The organism is Collinsella sp. AF04-24 (assembly GCF_003465685.1).
Classification (GTDB): Bacteria; Actinomycetota; Coriobacteriia; order Coriobacteriales; family Coriobacteriaceae; genus Collinsella; species Collinsella aerofaciens_AP.
Genome location: NZ_QSBK01000017.1, coordinates 26,995 through 42,405, shown reverse-complemented (window position 1 = coordinate 42,405; position 15,411 = coordinate 26,995). Strand labels below are relative to the sequence as shown.

Genomic DNA, 15,411 nt, shown 5'->3' with positions numbered 1-15,411 from the left:
CGGGTGTTTTACTATTGCGCGCCCGTGCTATGCTGAATTGGTCTTTTTCTCATTCGGTAACGAAAGGACCGCCCATGCCTACTGACATCGAAATCGCACGTTCTGTCACGCCGCTGCCTATTACCGAGGTGGCCAAGAACGCCGGCGTCGACGTTAAGCACCTGATTCCGTACGGCTTCGACAAGGCTAAGGTCGATTATTCACTGCTCAACGAGCCGACTGATCACCAGGCCAAGCTCGTCCTCGTGACCGCCATCAACCCAACGCCTGCGGGCGAGGGCAAGACCACCACGACCATCGGTCTGGCCGACGGTCTGCGCCGTCGCGGCGTCAAGAGCGCCGTGGCCCTGCGCGAGCCTTCGCTCGGCCCCGTCTTTGGCGTTAAGGGCGGCGCTGCCGGCGGCGGCTGGGCTCAGGTCATCCCCATGGAGGATATCAACCTGCACTTTACCGGCGACTTCCATGCCATCGGTGCTGCCAACAACCTGCTGGCCGCCATGCTCGACAACCATATTCAGCAGGGCAACCAGCTTGGCATCGACGTTAAACGCATCACTTGGAAGCGCGTCGTCGATATGAACGACCGTCAGCTGCGCCACGTCATCGACGGTATTGGCGGTAAGGCCCAGGGCGTGCCGCGCGAGGACGGCTTCGATATCACCGTCGCCTCCGAGGTCATGGCAATCCTGTGCCTGTCTACGAGCATTAACGACCTCAAGGAGCGCCTGGGCGAGATCGTCGTCGGCTACAGCTTTGCCGGCGAGCCCGTCCGTGCCCGCGACCTTAAGGCCCAGGGTGCCATGGCCGCGTTGCTTAAGGACGCGCTCAAGCCCAACCTGGTGCAAACGCTCGAGGGCACGCCCGCGTTTGTCCACGGCGGTCCCTTCGCCAACATTGCCCACGGCTGCAACTCTATCATGGCCACGCGTATGGCGATGCGCTTTGGCGATGTCGCCATTACCGAGGCCGGCTTCGGTGCCGATCTGGGTGCCGAGAAGTTCCTCGACATCAAGTGCCGTATGACGGGCGTTCGTCCCAGCGCCGTCGTGGTCGTCGCGACCGCTCGTGCGCTGAAGTACAACGGTGGCGTCGCCAAGGCCGACCTCAACGAGGAGAACCTCGAGGCACTCAAGGCCGGCATGCCCAACCTGCTGCGTCACGTCGACAACATCCAGAACGTTTATGGTCTGCCCTGCGTAGTCGCCATCAACCGCTTCCCGACGGACACCGAGGCCGAGCTTGCGCTCATCGAGTCCGAGTGTCAGAAGCTCGGCGTCAACGTTAAGCTTTCCGAGGTCTGGGCCAAGGGCGGCGAGGGCGCGCTCGAGCTTGCCGATGAGGTCATGCGTCTGATTGAGCAGCCGAGCGAGCTCAAGTTTGCCTATGAGGACGGCGCCGATGTGGCCGACGCTCTTGAGGCCATTGCCACCAAGGTCTACCGCGCCGACGGCGTCGACTTTACGCCGGCCGCCAAGCGCCAGCTCGCCGAGCTGCGCGAGAACGGCTTTGGCAACCTGCCGGTGTGCGTGGCCAAGACGCAGTACAGCTTTAGCGACAACGCCAAGGCCCTGGGCGCTCCCGAGAACTTCCGCATCACGGTGCGCGAGCTCAAGGTTTCCGCCGGTGCCCACTTTGTGGTCGCACTGACTGGCAGTGTTCTGACCATGCCGGGCCTGCCCAAGGTCCCCGCGGCCGAGAACATCGACGTCGACAACGACGGCAACATCACCGGCCTGTTCTAAGCCTGCTGTCCATAGCTGCTAGCCCGCCCCGCCGTGCCTACCAAGGCCCGGCGGGGCTTTTTTATCCTTAGGCCCGCGCATGTCTTGTAGATACCGACGGGCTCTGCCCATCATAGGCTTTTGCGCGGGTAGAATGCATGGATAACTTGATGCTCACGCGCGACGGAAAGGAATCGTTGCATGGATCAGGACAAGACAACCGTGATGGGCGGCTACGGTTCCGCGCAGGCTGGCGATAGCGCCGATGCGACTCGCGTTGTTCCCAACCGCGGTTATACCGACCCCGCCGCGACGCAGCCTTCTGCCGAGCCCACCCGGGTTATGGGCTATGGCGACACGGCGCAGGATTCTTATGCTGCATCTTCGCAAGGCCCCTATGGCAACGCAGCTCCGGACCCGTTTGATTATGCGCCGCAGGATTCTTATGCCGCCTCGACACCGAATCCCTATGATGACCTGCCGCAGAATCCCATTCCGCAGCCTCAGCAGACGACGTATATGCCTCGCACGGCGCAGCCTCGCTACGAGTCGCGCGAGCCGTATCGCGAGTACCCCAAGTCGATTCCGCAATATGGCGAGGACGAGGAGAAGAAGCCGTCGCGTTCGTCGAGCGTGATCAAGAAGATCCTCATCGTGCTGGCGATCTTCTTTGCGCTGTCGGTTGTGTTTGCCATTGTGTCGGGCATGCTCAACAAGCGAGGGAGTTCAACGGCTGATACCGCTGCCGAGCAAACCGAGTCCGCCTCGTCTAGCACCGTCGATCTGAGCGATATCCCGGGGCAGTACTGGTCCAACGCCAAGAAACTTCTCAAGTCGCGCGGCGCCAATCTTTCGAATGCCGTGGTCCTGACTGATGATGGCTCAACGCCCGTCATCGATGCCAACTGGGTCGTTACTTCTGCTTACTATAACGACAGCGGCAACCTCGAAATTCAACTCACGCACAAGAATAGCTCGGGCAACTCGCCCGACGGCCAAAGCGGTACCGACAGCTCGAGTTCCAATACGCTGGAGGACTTGAGCAACAAGGCACAGGAGTTGGGAGACAAGGCGCAAGAGCTGGGCGATACGGCACAAAACCTGGGCGACACCGCGCAGAACTTGGGCGACATGGCGACGGGTGCCTGGAATGCACTGCAAAACGGCATCTCGGGCGCGCAGGGAAACTAGCTGTTAAGCGGGCTACAGCTGTTCAGCCGGACGGTCGGGCGAGCTAAAGCCCGAGTCAAACGTAACGACGCATGAGGCATTGGGTCGGCGCTCGTGCACGATGCGCGTGACGAGCTCCAGCAGCTCCTCGTCGGATATGTCAAAGCCGTCGGGGCGCACCAGGTCAAACGAAACGAACCCGTCGTGCTCGTGCAGGTCGTGGATGGAGAGCTCGGGGTCGATCTGCATAACGCCGCGCTTGACCCAGCCGCGCAAATCATCGCCGGTTGTCGCGATGGGGTCGCAGTGCAGCGTGATGCCAATGCCCATCTGGCGCTTGATGTCGTGCTCGATGGTGTCCAGGATCTCGTGGTGCTCAAATGCGTCGCCCTCGCCGGGCATCTCCACGTGAGCGCTGGCAAACTGACGACCGGGGCCGTAGTCGTGCACCATCAGGTCGTGTGTGCCCAAGACCTGCGGATAGGACATGATCTTGTCGCGGATTGCCTGGACGAGCTTGGGGTCGGGCGCTTGCCCCAGCAACGGGCTGATGGCGTCGCGCACTAGGCCCATGCCGCTGATGCAGATGAAGATGCCCACACCCAGGCCTGCCCAGCCATCGAGGTCAAAGCCGGTCGTCTGCGAAATAAGCGCCGCCACCAAGACCGAGCCCGAGGTGATGACGTCGTTTTTGGAGTCCTGTGCTGTGGCAATGAGTGTTTCGGAATCGATACGGTTGCCCAGCGCGCGGTTGAATGCGGCCATCCAGAGCTTAACGAGCATGGATGTAGCCAGTGCCGCAAGGGAAACGAGCGTGTAAGCGGTGGGGGAAGGCTTGATGATCTTGGTGACCGACTCGAGGATCAGGTTGATGCCGACGGCGCAAACCAGGACGGCGACAAACAAGCCGGCGAGGTACTCGTAGCGGCCGTGGCCATAGGGGTGGCCTTCGTCTGCCGGGCGGCTGGCGAGGCGGAACCCGAGCAGGCTCACGATGTTGCTCGAGGCATCGGAGAGGTTGTTGAAAGCGTCGGCGATGAGGGAGACGGAGCCAGCGAGCAGGCCCGCGATGCCCTTGGCCAGGCACAAGGTGATGTTGAGGCCAATGCAGATGAGGCTTGCGGCGAAGCCCGCGTTGGTGCGGCGGGAGGTATCGACCGGCTCGCCCTCGCTGCCGGGAACAAGCGTATGTACCAGCCGATTTACAAATAGCATAGCGGTCGTCCTCACAATCATGTTTAAGGGGATAGTGTAGCTCGCGCGGGGGCGCCGTGCACCGATGCTCAGAAAATGCAGCAATAGTCTGCCGGTGCTAACGAGCGAGCCTTCTCGTCTGCCTGGGTGCTCGATTTTGGGCCACATGGGTATGGGCACGTGCTTACCTGCCCGACATACTTAATGTCGACAGCCCCAGTGCAAAGGAGGACGTATTCATGGACGAGATGTTTGCCATTAAATGCCAAAACTGCGGCGGCCCTATGTACTCACACCAGGCTAAACGCAGCTTTGAGTGCGCCTATTGCGGCACGGTCGTTCCGTGGCAGGCCGATGCGGGGGAGCCCAAGAGCGCCCTGGGCATTCGCCATACGCCACTGACGGTTGTCGATGGGCTGCTTAAGCTCACGCATGTGTCGCAGCTCGAGCGCCCGGTGGACCCCGACTGGTATTTCTTTAATGAGCACTGGCGCAATCAGTCGGTTCTGGAGCATCTGCTGTGGGAAGACCGCGGCACGGCCCAGGAGTTCCAAGAGGCCACGCACGTGAGCATCCCCTGTCCCTTCTGCGGAGCGTCCTTTGAGGGCGAGTCGACCCAGCGCGTGTTTGAGTGCCCGTCCTGCGGCAATAAGATCGGTGTCGCCGACCTGCTCAAGCCGGGGACGTTTAGCAAGCGCCTGACCATGGGCGTTGGTGCGGAACATGTGCCCGAGCAGGGTATTCCCTGCGAAATCTCACCGCAGCAGGCACGTGCCAACGCGCTGCAGCTGGTGCGCCAGTACCCGGATGCCTTTGCCGGGCACGACGTGGAAGACGCGATCCAAAACGACATGATGCTCTTCTATTTCCCCATGGCGCTGGCGGACCTGCGTATGATGGCGAGCTTCCCGGGCAAGGGCCTGAGCAAGGAGACCTTGGTGTACTACGAGGTACTCGATTGGGCGTATCCGCGGGCAAACTACCTGGACGTTCGTCTTATGGGCATTTTGGAGCCGTGGGACTTTGGCAAGGTGGGGCCGTTCGATCCTGCCATGCAGGAGGGCGACTTTCGCGTTGTCTCCGTCGATGCATCTACCAAGGACCAGGTGGTCATTGATAAGCTGGCGCTCGACATTGCCGGCAACGATGCCGAGGCGGTACTGGGGCTCAATAAAAAGAGCATTCGCATGTGGGCGCGCAAGGCCCGCAAGCAAAAGGACGGTCTGGTGATGGTGCCGGTCTACTTTGTCGATCGTCCGGCGACGGATAGCCGCGACGGCGAGCAGGTGCGCATCGCCGTGAACGGCCAGACGGGCCGCGCGGCCGCGGTGGTGTTTAGCGACAAGCGCGAGACGCATATCGTGGCGCCGCTCAACCTGAGCCTTCATCTGTCCGGCGAGAGCACCGTGCACGCCACGCCCATCGAGGTCAAATACGTTAAGTCGCCGTTTCTGTACCAGATCGTGCGCCGTGGAGGCGGCGAGCAACCGCGCCAGGTTGCAGCCGCCGTCGAGGGTTCCTACCGAGAAGAAAAGCCCAAACGCAAGGGCTTGCTCGCTGCGATCTTTGGGAAGTAGGGAAGCGCAGCGCGGGACGGCTCACAGGCGTGCGGGCGTTTCGGTCGCAACGTGCTGCTACCCTTGCGTTTCGCCATTGGTCGCTTCGTTGATGGCGCGGTACTCGGCACTCAGCTCGCGCGCCAGCTCTTCCTTGCTTGGAAGATACGGCAGGTATTTGGCGGCAAACACTTGGTCGTTGTCTTCGGGCAGCGTGTACTCGACGATCGAATCGCTTTTGTCCGCGCAGAGCACGATGCCTATGGGCGGATTGTCGCCTTCGTTCATGAGCTCACGCGTGTAGTAGTTCACATACATTTGCATCTGGCCCAGGTCCTGATGCGTAAGGTCATCGGTCTTAAGGTCGATGAGCACGAAGCAGCGCATCAGATAGTTGTAAAAAACAAGGTCAATATAGAAATGGCGCCCATCAAAGGTGATGCGCTTTTGGCGCGCCTCGAAAGCGAAGCCACGGCCAAGCTCCAGCAGGAACTTCTGAAGATGTGTGATGAGCGCCTGCTCTAGATCGCTCTCGCGAAACGCAGTATCGTCCGAGAAACCTAAAAACTCCAGTACATATGGATCGCGGATGATATCCTCGGGGCGACGAGCTGGGGCGCTCTTTTGGATTTCTTGGGTGACAGCCTCCTTGTCTTTGCTGGCAAGTAGGTGCTCGCGGAACATGGTGTTGATCTGGCGTTCGAGCTGGCGCGTGCTCCAGCGAGAGTCGGCGCATTCGTTCATGTACCAGGTGCGAGCTTCGGGGTCAGGAATGCGTATTAACCTGCGGTAATGTGTCCAGCTCAATTCGGGACGCAGTGAGTCCCGAATTGGAAATGCAAGATAGAACTGACGCATTTTGCGCAGCTCTCTTGCTTCAAAACCTTTACCAAAATCCTTGGTAAGTCTGATTGCGAGGGCCTTGAGCAGCGCCTCTCCATACTTGGCGCGCTCCTCTCCGCCCTGCTCATCAACTATGCTCTTGCCGATCTCCCAATACGCCTCAACCATCGCAAAGTTAACGGCGGTATAGGCCTTGTCGCGAGCGGCGTTGAGAATCGAGGAAACCTGCTTGTAAAAACCTTCGGGCACGATTGCCGATTCTCCACGGTTTACCAGTTCGCCCATCACTGTCGCCCCACTTTCCTCTTGTGGAATGCATCTTTATCTCATCTAGTTTAAAGCCTCGCGCGGACACGAATTGCTGTGCTGTCTGGCACCTTCGCATGGGAGCCTTGCGGTGACTAAAATGTGGCAATAGAGACAGTTTTAGCGAACCCCATGGGAGTGACACACATGGACAACAACACCTTGCTGTTCCAGGACAAAGGTTCGGGCAGGTTTAAAGACGTCAAGATCTACCCTAACCGCATCGAGGTGCTCAAGAAGGGTGCTTTCGGCGGCAAGCATATCGAGATTGTCTACCTTAAGGACATCACGGGCGTTAACAGGATCAAGGGTCGCGACGTTTTCCTGCGCAATCGACTGTTAACCGCTTGCGTCTTTAGTCTGAGCAGTCGTGCGAAGGCCCAGGAGTTTGTTAACGCGCTGAACATGGTGATGTAGCCTATGGCGACGTTTGGGCCAAGGTGAAAATCGGGGCGCAGAACGGTATTCTGCGCCCCGATTGAGTTGATGCGCCCAAAAGACTGGCTTGCCTATTCGTTAACGTCCTCGGTATTGTCGCGGTCACTGGCAAGCATTGCAGCGCCAGCGACCGTTGTCGCCACGGCGGCAGCGGCGAGCCCGGCGGCAATGCCGGAGCCGTCGCCCGTGTCGGCGAGTTTTCCGGCCGAGTTCTTGCCCTGGTCGCTCTTGTTGCCCTTGCCGTTCTTGTCGGCGCCGCCTGCGTTGGAACCCGTGCCGCTGCCGGTGCCGCCTGCACTGCCCGAGGCCGCTACGGTAAAGCTTGCGGCTCCATCGCTGGCGAGCGTGTAGTTCTGTGCCGCGTCGCCCAAAAGGCCTTTCGCGCGCACCCAGTACGTCCCTGCGGCAAATGTTTCGCCCTCGGCCATTGCCGTGCCCGGAGCGCCGTTCGCGTCGTGCACAAACTCGAGCTGGGCCGTGCAGGCATCGGTTTCGAGCTTGCCCTCGAGTGATGCCGCAATCTTGGCGCGCACGTCCTCGCCGGCCTTAAGGCCTTCGAGCCCCTCAAAGTGGGGTGTCAGCGCGCGTGGATCGATATCGATGGGCACGGAGCCCCGCAGCTCCGTAACGGTCTCGTTGCCCAAGGCGTCGACATCCACATATTCGATGGCAAACGCATGGCCCGAAGCCGTCACGTTGAGTACGTTGCTGCTGTCGACAAGGCGGAAATGGCCCTCGCCAACGGTCTTGCCATCCTGGAGCGAGGCATCGCTCAGCGAGTCGCCGTACGTCATGCGTATGCGGCTCGGGAGGTAGTACGAAGCTGTCTGCTTGTGCTGTGTATCGTAATCGTAATTGCGCTGGTAGATGCTCCGGGCCAGCGCCGCATCAACAAAGTCGGATGCGATGATGCCAATGTGCTTGAGGTAATCTGACTTTGTTTCCTCGTTGTCGCTGGGGTTGATGTACGGGCTCTTGTACAGATGCTCGTTGACTACTCGCGCTGCGGTAAATGGGTTGCTTCCTTGCTTGTGATTCGTGCAGCTGGTGTAGTTGATAGACCAGCAGCGCTCCAGGACTTGCTCCTTGGCCCCGTTATCGTCCTCGACATCTACCTCGTTGCGGTTGAGCTTAGCCGTCTCCTGCAGGGCCATATCGACCCAGCTGATCTTGTCGGTTCCGGTGCATTCGTAATGGTCCTGGGCATATACCTTGGTGCAATAGGCTTTTTTGTCGCCTGTTTCCCCTGCGGCTTCAAAGCCTTGCGCGTTTTGGACGAGACACATAGAGGAGCTGCTGGGGTGTGCTGCGATTTTGTTGTCCCATTCGGTTAGGTCGAGGCCCCACGTGTGGCCGCTTACGCTGTCGCCGGCGAGTCCAAATCGGCGCAGCAGGACGATCTTTCCGCGCACCTCGTTCAGTGTGGGAACGCGGCTCGACGTATAGAACAGTTTGGGGTTGTCGTCCAAAACCTTGGCGAAAGCCGTCGTAAGGCTCTCGTCAGTAGCCTCGTTGTTGCCTCGGGATACAAGCATGATGAGCGCTTCTGACGGATTTTCGTTCAAAAACTTTTTGAAGTAGCCAACGACATCGGAGAGATGCATGAAGTGCCCGTCTTTTTTGAGCAGGTAGCAACTTCCATGGTCGATGCCGGGGTCGTTGCCTTTTCCGAGTCGGATATCAAAATAGCGAATGCCTTCGAGCAACTGCGTGGGGATGTAGTCCTGCTGGCACTTTGCTTGCGAGGATTGGGGTTCGGTGTCGTTGTCCACGCTGCAAGTTCCCGAATCGTGCGTGCCCGGGATGCTCAGCTCGTCGAGGTACTTGTTGCCTTCGACGTGGCTCATCCAACATGGTCCGTCGACGTAGCTGCTATACGTGGTCCAGTCGATGCTGCTAACTGTGGCATCGGTCTTGTCCATGCTGTAGCCGACAAGCTCGAGCTCCCACGGAATGGAATATTTCTTTTGGCAAATCTTGTTGTTGTCTTGGTCTTTGCCTTTCGATTCTATGGCCAGGTAGTTAATACCGTTTTTCGTGTATATGCGGTCTCGAATAATATAAGTTCCGTCGAACTGGCGGTCGAACGTATAGGCGCGGCTGTCCTTATGGTCGTACTCGCCACTCCATACGTGGATGACCTTTCCATCTTTGTCCGAGTCGCCATCGACCGACCAAATGCTGTAGCCCGTCTTCTTGTGCTCTTCGAAATTGAGCAGGGTGCGGATGGCATACCAGTTTGTGCCGTCCGCATCGGTCCCTACGTGCTCAAGGATGAGCTTGCTGGACGTGCCGTCATTAAACAGGTGGCAGACGTTGCCGATGACGTTGCCGTCTTCGTTGACGCTCGCGGTGCGAAAATAGCCCGCGGGGCGAAGGCGAATGACGAAATTGTCGAGGGTGGCCGCTGACTCGGCCGTGCCGTCCGCAAAGGCTGTCCGCGGGCTAATGCCCAGCGTGGCGGTTTCGGGCAGGCTTGCAAGTGGCGACAACGCCGCGAGTCCAAGGCCCAGCGTAAACGCTCGGCGACTGATGGCATGATGTTCGGTCATAACTCCTCCATTCGCAGGGTGCGGTTATGCACTTATTTTGGTCACTTTACTGCCCGGATGTTTAAAGGTGTCGGCTCAATTGTCTGCGCGGCGCTATAAATCGGCGAGCGGACGTGCTGGGGTGCTTGTTCATGTTGTGCCGTTACCGCGCTGGGGGGCGGTTTTGCCGCCCGGCATCTTCGCGTTCGTCGGCTGCCGGCATAAGAAAGGGAGGGTCGGTTTACCGGCCCTCCCTTAGTACGAAGCGCTGGGGTACCGTCGCTTGTTTGCGCTGCGCTCGTGTTTCCCGCTGCGCTCGCCAGTCGCTTAGCGCTTGATCTCGATATCCTCGAGCTTGACGTCCATGGCCTCGGTCTTGGCCTTGGCGATATCATCGGCAAATTCCAGGGACTTCATCATGGTCTCGACGGCGTCCTTGTGCTCCTCGACGTTGTCGATGCGCACGTAAACGCTGCCGCCTTCAACGTCGGTAAAGCACTCGGTCGTTACGCCGCCCGAGTGCGTAAAGTAAGCACTGCGCCAGGTCTTGCCGTTGTATTTAACGGGGTCGCTCTCGGTCCATCCGGAGTTGGCCTTCCACTTTGCCTCGTAGTCGAACAGTTCGTCGGCGTTCTTATCGGGGTCGAAGATGGGTATGAAGCGGTCGCTCGCATGCTCGCTCTCGGTGAACTTAAACTGGGCCCTGTCGGCGGTGTCGCCGGCAACGTCGGTGATCTCGACGCCCTCGGGAACCTCGACCTTAAACCAAATGAAGTCGGTCCTCATATCCACGGCTGGCTTTTCTGCTCCGCCGCCACCGCCACTGCCGGTAGCGCCACCGCTGCCACCGCAGCCCACCAGGGCAACTGCGGCAAAGAGACTGATGCAGAGGGTGAGAATCGCAAAGGCCTTCTTTTTCATGGTCGTGTCCTCCTCGATCTGTAATCGCCCATGGATTACCTGTCTTTACTGTACGCGCGAGCGGCTCGTTCGGGTGGGCCATGTGTCCCATTCTGGGGGCAGGATTTGCGCCGACAAGTGGCAATATACGCGGGCACAAAAGAGGGGAGGGCCGATGTCGTCGGCCCTCCCCGGGTTGGGCGCCCGTTGTTTTAATGGAGCGCATGTGCGCGGGTGCGCATAGGCACGTGCGGGTGCCCCGTTACTTGATCTCGATGCTCGAAATCTCGACTTCGCGTGCCTCGTCAACTGCTTTCTTCATGTCGTCGGGGAACTCGATGGAGTTGAGGAGTGTCTCGGCTTCTTTCTTGTGCTGGTCGAAGTTCGAGATGAGGACGTAGGCGCTTCCCGGCTCAACGTCGGTAAAAAGCATGGTTGAGATGCCGCTGTTGTCCTCGTATGTTCCGACGAGCCACGTCCTGCCGTTATACTCGACGGACCCGCCATCCTTCCACTGGAACGTATCCCCCTTCTTTTCTGCCTGGTCGGCGTGGGACTCCTCGGCCGTCAGCGCTTTTTTCCAAACGGGGATAAAGCGATCGGCCGAGGCGTTCTCGTCTTCGGGGAAGGTGAGCTGAACCCTGTCGGCATTCTTGCCGGCGGAGTCGCTTACGCCGACACCCTCGGGCATCTCGACCTTAAACCAGATAAAGTCGGTCTTCTTGGCGACGGGGGCCTTTTCCTTGCTCTCGCTCTTGGCGGTGCTGCCGCCTCCGCCCGATGCGCTCCCGCCGCAGCCGACAAGGGCAAATGCGGCAAAGAGGGCGATGCAAAGGGAAAGAATCGATAGGGTCTTTTTCTTCATGGTGGCGTCCTCCTTGTCTGCCGATGACATCACGGCGCCGCATGCTGTTGGGGTACTGATTGCGCTGGCGGCGGATGTCTCTGTGTGCTGTGCGGCTTATGCCTCCGTTCATTGCTTGTGGCCGTTGCCCGGCCGTGCCCCAACGGGTTCCTTACTTATAGATATGCCCCAGCTTGTGCTGCCCGGGAGTCTCGAAAGGTGGGCCATGTGTCCCATGTTTGTGTCGCTGCCGCCTATCGTGTGCCATAGAAATCCGCGATGGCCAGCTGCGCTGACGCTCATGTGCTTATGGGCTAGACTTAGCACCATTACGTGATCGATGCGGTCGGTCGGCGGTTGCCACCCGACCGATGTATATGACTTGAAGGTGCATGTGCATGAGCCAAGAGATGATGGACAAGACCTGCCGCGGGTTTGCCGAGGCGCTGGCCGCGCGCGAGCCGGTTCCCGGCGGTGGCAGCGCGAGCGCCTTTGTGGGCGCGCTGGGCGCCTCGCTGTGCGGAATGGTTGCCCGCTACGGTGCGACCAATCCCGCGCTTGCTGATCGTGCGGATGACCTGACGCGTGCGTTTGTCCATGCTGATGAGCTGGCCCAGGAGCTTGTCGAGTTGGTTGCCGAGGACGTTCGTGCCTATGGGCAGGTGTCCGCGGCGTACGGTATTCCGCGTGACGATCCGGCTCGAGCGACCGCGATTCAGGATGCGCTGCATGTGGCCGCTATGCCGCCGTATCGCATTATGGATGCCTGCGGGCGTGCGCTGGCGCTGCTCGAGGACATGGCCGACAAGGGTTCGCGTCAGCTGCTGTCCGATGTGGCGTGCGGCGCCGTGTTCTGCCGTTCCGCTATGCAGGGCGCGAGCTTGACGCTCTTTGCCAACACCACGTCTATGAAGGACCGGGCGCGCGCCGAGGAGCTCGAGACCGCGTGCGATGAGCTGCTGGACACGTGGTTGCCGCGCGCCGATGCGCTGGCGCGCCGCGCCGCCGACGCTGCAAGGAAGAGGGGATAGCCATGGCTGAACTGCTGAAGGGCGCTCCCGTCGCCCGCGCGCTGACTGAGGAACTTGCTGCTCGCTGCGCAGCCCTGCGCGAGCGAGGCGTTGTTCCGACGTTGGCTATCGTGCGTGTGGGTGAACGCGAGGAAGACCTATCCTACGAGCGCGGTGCGCTCAAGCGCTGCGAGAAGGTTGGCATTGAAGCTCGCCGCGTTTTGCTTCCCGCCGATGTTTCTCAGGTCGAGCTGTTGGCGGCCATCGAGGACATCAATGCCGACCCCGCTGTTCATGGCTGCCTTATGTTCCGCCCGCTGCCCGCCGGCCTTGATGAGGATGCGGTTGCCGCAGCGCTCGATCCTGCCAAGGACGTTGACTCCATGACGCCGGCTTCGCTGCTCACCACGCTTTCGGGGCGCGGCGAGGGTTTTGCCCCCTGCACAGCCGAAGCCGTGCTTGCTTTGCTGGATCATTACGGCGTTGAGCTGGATGGAGCTAAGGTTGCTGTGGTCGGGCGCTCGCTGGTGATCGGGCGTCCCGTAGCCGCCATGCTTACGGCGCGCAATGCGACCGTGACGACGTGCCATACGCATACGCGCGACCTTGCTGCCGAGTGCCGTGCTGCCGACATTGTGGTTGCCGCCGTTGGACGCGCGCGTACGATTGGCGTGGATGCCGTTCGCGAGGACCAGACGATCATCGATGTTGGCATTAATTGGGACGAGGCCGCTGGCAAGCTGGTGGGTGACGTCGATTCTGATGCTGCGGAGCCGGTCGTTAACGCCATCACGCCCGTGCCGGGCGGCGTGGGCGCTGTGACGACGGCGATCCTCGCCAAACACGTGATCGAAGCGGCCGAGCGTGCATCGAAATAGGCGTTTTGGGCTGTTTGAGGGGTTAGTTCTATACCCCGTGGACAAAAAATGCCAAATATGAGTACTGTTGCCAAGATAGTCACATATATTTTAGGTCAAATAGGCTCTCTAACGATATTTATTATCGATAGAGAGCCTATTTTATTGGACCTATGAGGAATTACATCATCTAATTTTTGAACAAATATAGGCTTTCGACACCCATGCGTAGCAAAATTGCTGTTACTAAATTGGTGACAGTACTCATATTTGGCATATTTTGACCACAGGGGTTGCCAGCGCCGCGGTTTCGCCCTTTCTGCGCCGAAGCGATACACTGTTATCGTTTGATTTCTTCGCTCAAGGAGGATGCGCATGCCGTGCACAACGATTTTGGTTGGTAAGAACGCGAGCTACGACGGGTCGACGCTGGTTGCCCGCAATGAGGACTCGTCCAACGGGGTGTTTGAGCCCAAGCGCATGCGCGTGGTGCATCCCGACGAGCAGCCGCGTGTCTACACGAGCGTTCTGAGCCACCTGACCGTTGAGCTGCCCGACAATCCCATGCGCTACACGAGCGTCCCCGACGTTGTCCCGGGTCACGGCATCTGGGCCGAGGCCGGTTTCAACGAGCTCAATGTGGGCATGTCCGCAACCGAGACGCTTACCACCAACGAGCGCGTCCGCGGCGCCGATCCCCTCGTGGACTACGTGCCCGCCAAGGGCAACGAGGGCGACGAAGGCTATGTTCCGGCGCAGCCCGGCGGTTTGGGCGAGGAAGATATGGTGACCCTGGTGCTGCCGTATGCCAAGTCTGCCCGCGACGGTGTGCGCATTCTGGGCGACCTGCTCGAGCGCTATGGCACCTACGAGAACAACGGCATCGCCTTTAGTGATGTGGACGAGATCTGGTGGCTCGAGACCATCGGCGGCCACCACTGGATTGCCAAGCGCGTGCCCGATGACGCCTATGTGACCATGCCCAACCAGCTGGGTATCGACAGCTTTGACCTGGACGATGCCGAGGGCGCTCAGGTCGGCCACATGTGCTCCGCCGACCTGCGCGCCTGGATGGCCGAGTGGCATCTGGACCTGACGCTGGGCGTCGAGGGCGACGGTCCGGCGACGGTCTTCAACCCGCGCGAGGCCTTTGGCTCGCACAGTGACAGCGACCACGTCTACAACACGCCGCGCGCCTGGTACATGCAGCGTTGCCTCAACCCCAGCGATGTGTGGGACGGCCCCGAGGCCGACTACACGCCCGAGAGCGACGACATCCCCTGGAGCCGCGTGCCCGAGCGCAAGGTGACCCTCGAGGACATCAAGTACGTGCTTTCGAGCCACTACCAGGGCACGGAGTACGACTGCTACGGCAGCAAGGGTACGCCCGCCACACGTGGCGCCTATCGTCCCATCGGCATCAACCGCAACAGCCAGCTTGCCGTGCTGCAGCTGCGCCCCTATGCGCAGCCGGCGTATCGCGCCGTACAGTGGATGGCGTTTGGCTCCAACTCGTTTAACGCGCTCGTGCCGCTGTATGCCAACGTCGAGACCATGCCCGAGTACTATGCCGACACGCAGGCTCGCGTGACGTCCGAGAATTTCTATTGGGCAAATCGTCTGATCGGTGCCTTGGCCGATGTCCGCTTCCATGAGTGCGGTCGCGCGGTCGAGGATTATCAGGAGAAAGTCGGTGGCATGGGCCACAAGCAGATTCACGACGTTGACGCTGCCGTTGCCGCCCTGTCCGAGGCCGAGGTACCTGCCGAGCTCGCCCGCGCCAACGAGGCATTTGCCGAGCTCGTGCGCGTGGAGACCGATGCCCTGTTGGGCAAGGTGCTCTACACCACGAGCTGCGCCATGAAGAACTCCTTCGCGATGAACGACAACGTAAGGTAAAGACAACCTTGCAACGAGCGAGCGGGACAAACGCCGTCAAAGGCTTTGCCCCGCTCGATTTCTATCTTGGCAGTAAAACGATTTTGTGTCGTTCGCCCAATCTTGGGTACAAGAAGGCCAATGCAGTTGTTCATGATTGGAG

Annotated in this window: 12 protein-coding genes; 7 read left to right on the top strand and 5 right to left on the bottom strand. The window is 59.9% G+C overall.

The window, feature by feature from the left end:
* The first annotated feature begins 74 nt into the window (after positions 1-74).
* Together DWV32_RS07715 and DWV32_RS07710 are read left to right on the top strand one after the other, a co-directional pair.
* Positions 75-1,742 (top strand): formate--tetrahydrofolate ligase, encoded by a 1,668-nt coding sequence (locus DWV32_RS07715; protein WP_089572156.1) that lies wholly within the window; start codon positions 75-77, stop codon positions 1,740-1,742.
* Between the two features lie 180 nt (positions 1,743-1,922).
* Positions 1,923-2,912, top strand: coding sequence for a hypothetical protein (locus tag DWV32_RS07710; protein WP_117757787.1), 990 nt, complete (start codon positions 1,923-1,925; stop codon positions 2,910-2,912).
* A gap of 12 nt (positions 2,913-2,924) precedes the next feature.
* On the opposite strand, the gene DWV32_RS07705 is transcribed toward DWV32_RS07710, so the two are convergent.
* Entirely contained in the window at positions 2,925-4,106 is a 1,182-nt protein-coding gene (locus DWV32_RS07705) for a cation diffusion facilitator family transporter (RefSeq protein ID WP_117757786.1), read from the bottom strand.
* 218 nt (positions 4,107-4,324) lie between these two features.
* Here DWV32_RS07705 and DWV32_RS07700 point away from each other — a divergent pair, with 218 nt between their 5' ends.
* Positions 4,325-5,662 (top strand): hypothetical protein, encoded by a 1,338-nt coding sequence (locus DWV32_RS07700; protein ID WP_117757785.1) that lies wholly within the window; start codon positions 4,325-4,327, stop codon positions 5,660-5,662.
* 57 nt (positions 5,663-5,719) lie between these two features.
* Here DWV32_RS07700 and DWV32_RS07695 read toward each other — a convergent pair whose 3' ends face one another.
* Positions 5,720-6,769, bottom strand: coding sequence for a YhcG family protein (locus tag DWV32_RS07695; protein WP_117757784.1), 1,050 nt, complete (start codon positions 6,767-6,769; stop codon positions 5,720-5,722).
* Between the two features lie 168 nt (positions 6,770-6,937).
* Between DWV32_RS07695 and DWV32_RS07690 the strand changes: the two genes are divergently transcribed.
* On the top strand, positions 6,938-7,207 hold the full coding sequence (locus DWV32_RS07690; protein WP_117757783.1) for a hypothetical protein: 270 nt from the start codon (positions 6,938-6,940) through the stop codon (positions 7,205-7,207).
* 92 nt (positions 7,208-7,299) lie between these two features.
* Here the strand turns inward: DWV32_RS07690 and DWV32_RS07685 are convergent, their stop codons facing one another.
* The 3 genes from DWV32_RS07685 to DWV32_RS07675 all read right to left on the bottom strand — a co-directional run bounded on the left by DWV32_RS07685 (position 7,300) and on the right by DWV32_RS07675 (position 11,524).
* On the bottom strand, positions 7,300-9,780 hold the full coding sequence (locus DWV32_RS07685; RefSeq protein ID WP_117757782.1) for a phosphatidylinositol-specific phospholipase C: 2,481 nt from the start codon (positions 9,778-9,780) through the stop codon (positions 7,300-7,302).
* 306 nt (positions 9,781-10,086) lie between these two features.
* Positions 10,087-10,680 carry a hypothetical protein gene (locus DWV32_RS07680; RefSeq protein ID WP_117757781.1) on the bottom strand — a complete coding sequence of 198 codons (594 nt, stop codon included), beginning with the start codon at positions 10,678-10,680 and terminating at the stop codon, positions 10,087-10,089.
* Positions 10,681-10,921: 241 nt separating this feature from the next.
* Positions 10,922-11,524, bottom strand: a complete 603-nt coding sequence (locus tag DWV32_RS07675) for a hypothetical protein (protein ID WP_117757780.1) — start codon at positions 11,522-11,524, stop codon at positions 10,922-10,924.
* A gap of 377 nt (positions 11,525-11,901) precedes the next feature.
* On the opposite strand from DWV32_RS07675, the gene DWV32_RS07670 reads away from it, so the two are divergent.
* The 3 genes from DWV32_RS07670 (at position 11,902) to DWV32_RS07660 (ending at position 15,269) form a co-directional block, all read left to right on the top strand.
* Complete coding sequence (locus DWV32_RS07670; protein WP_158566114.1) at positions 11,902-12,534, top strand: cyclodeaminase/cyclohydrolase family protein; 633 nt, start codon at positions 11,902-11,904, stop codon at positions 12,532-12,534.
* Between the two features lie 2 nt (positions 12,535-12,536).
* A complete protein-coding gene (locus tag DWV32_RS07665) occupies positions 12,537-13,391 on the top strand; it encodes a bifunctional 5,10-methylenetetrahydrofolate dehydrogenase/5,10-methenyltetrahydrofolate cyclohydrolase (RefSeq protein WP_117757778.1) in 855 nt (284 codons plus the stop codon).
* A gap of 354 nt (positions 13,392-13,745) precedes the next feature.
* The gene (locus tag DWV32_RS07660; RefSeq protein ID WP_117757777.1) at positions 13,746-15,269 is read left to right on the top strand and encodes a C69 family dipeptidase; all 1,524 of its coding nucleotides are present in this window, start codon (positions 13,746-13,748) and stop codon (positions 15,267-15,269) included.
* Positions 15,270-15,411: the final 142 nt, after the last annotated feature.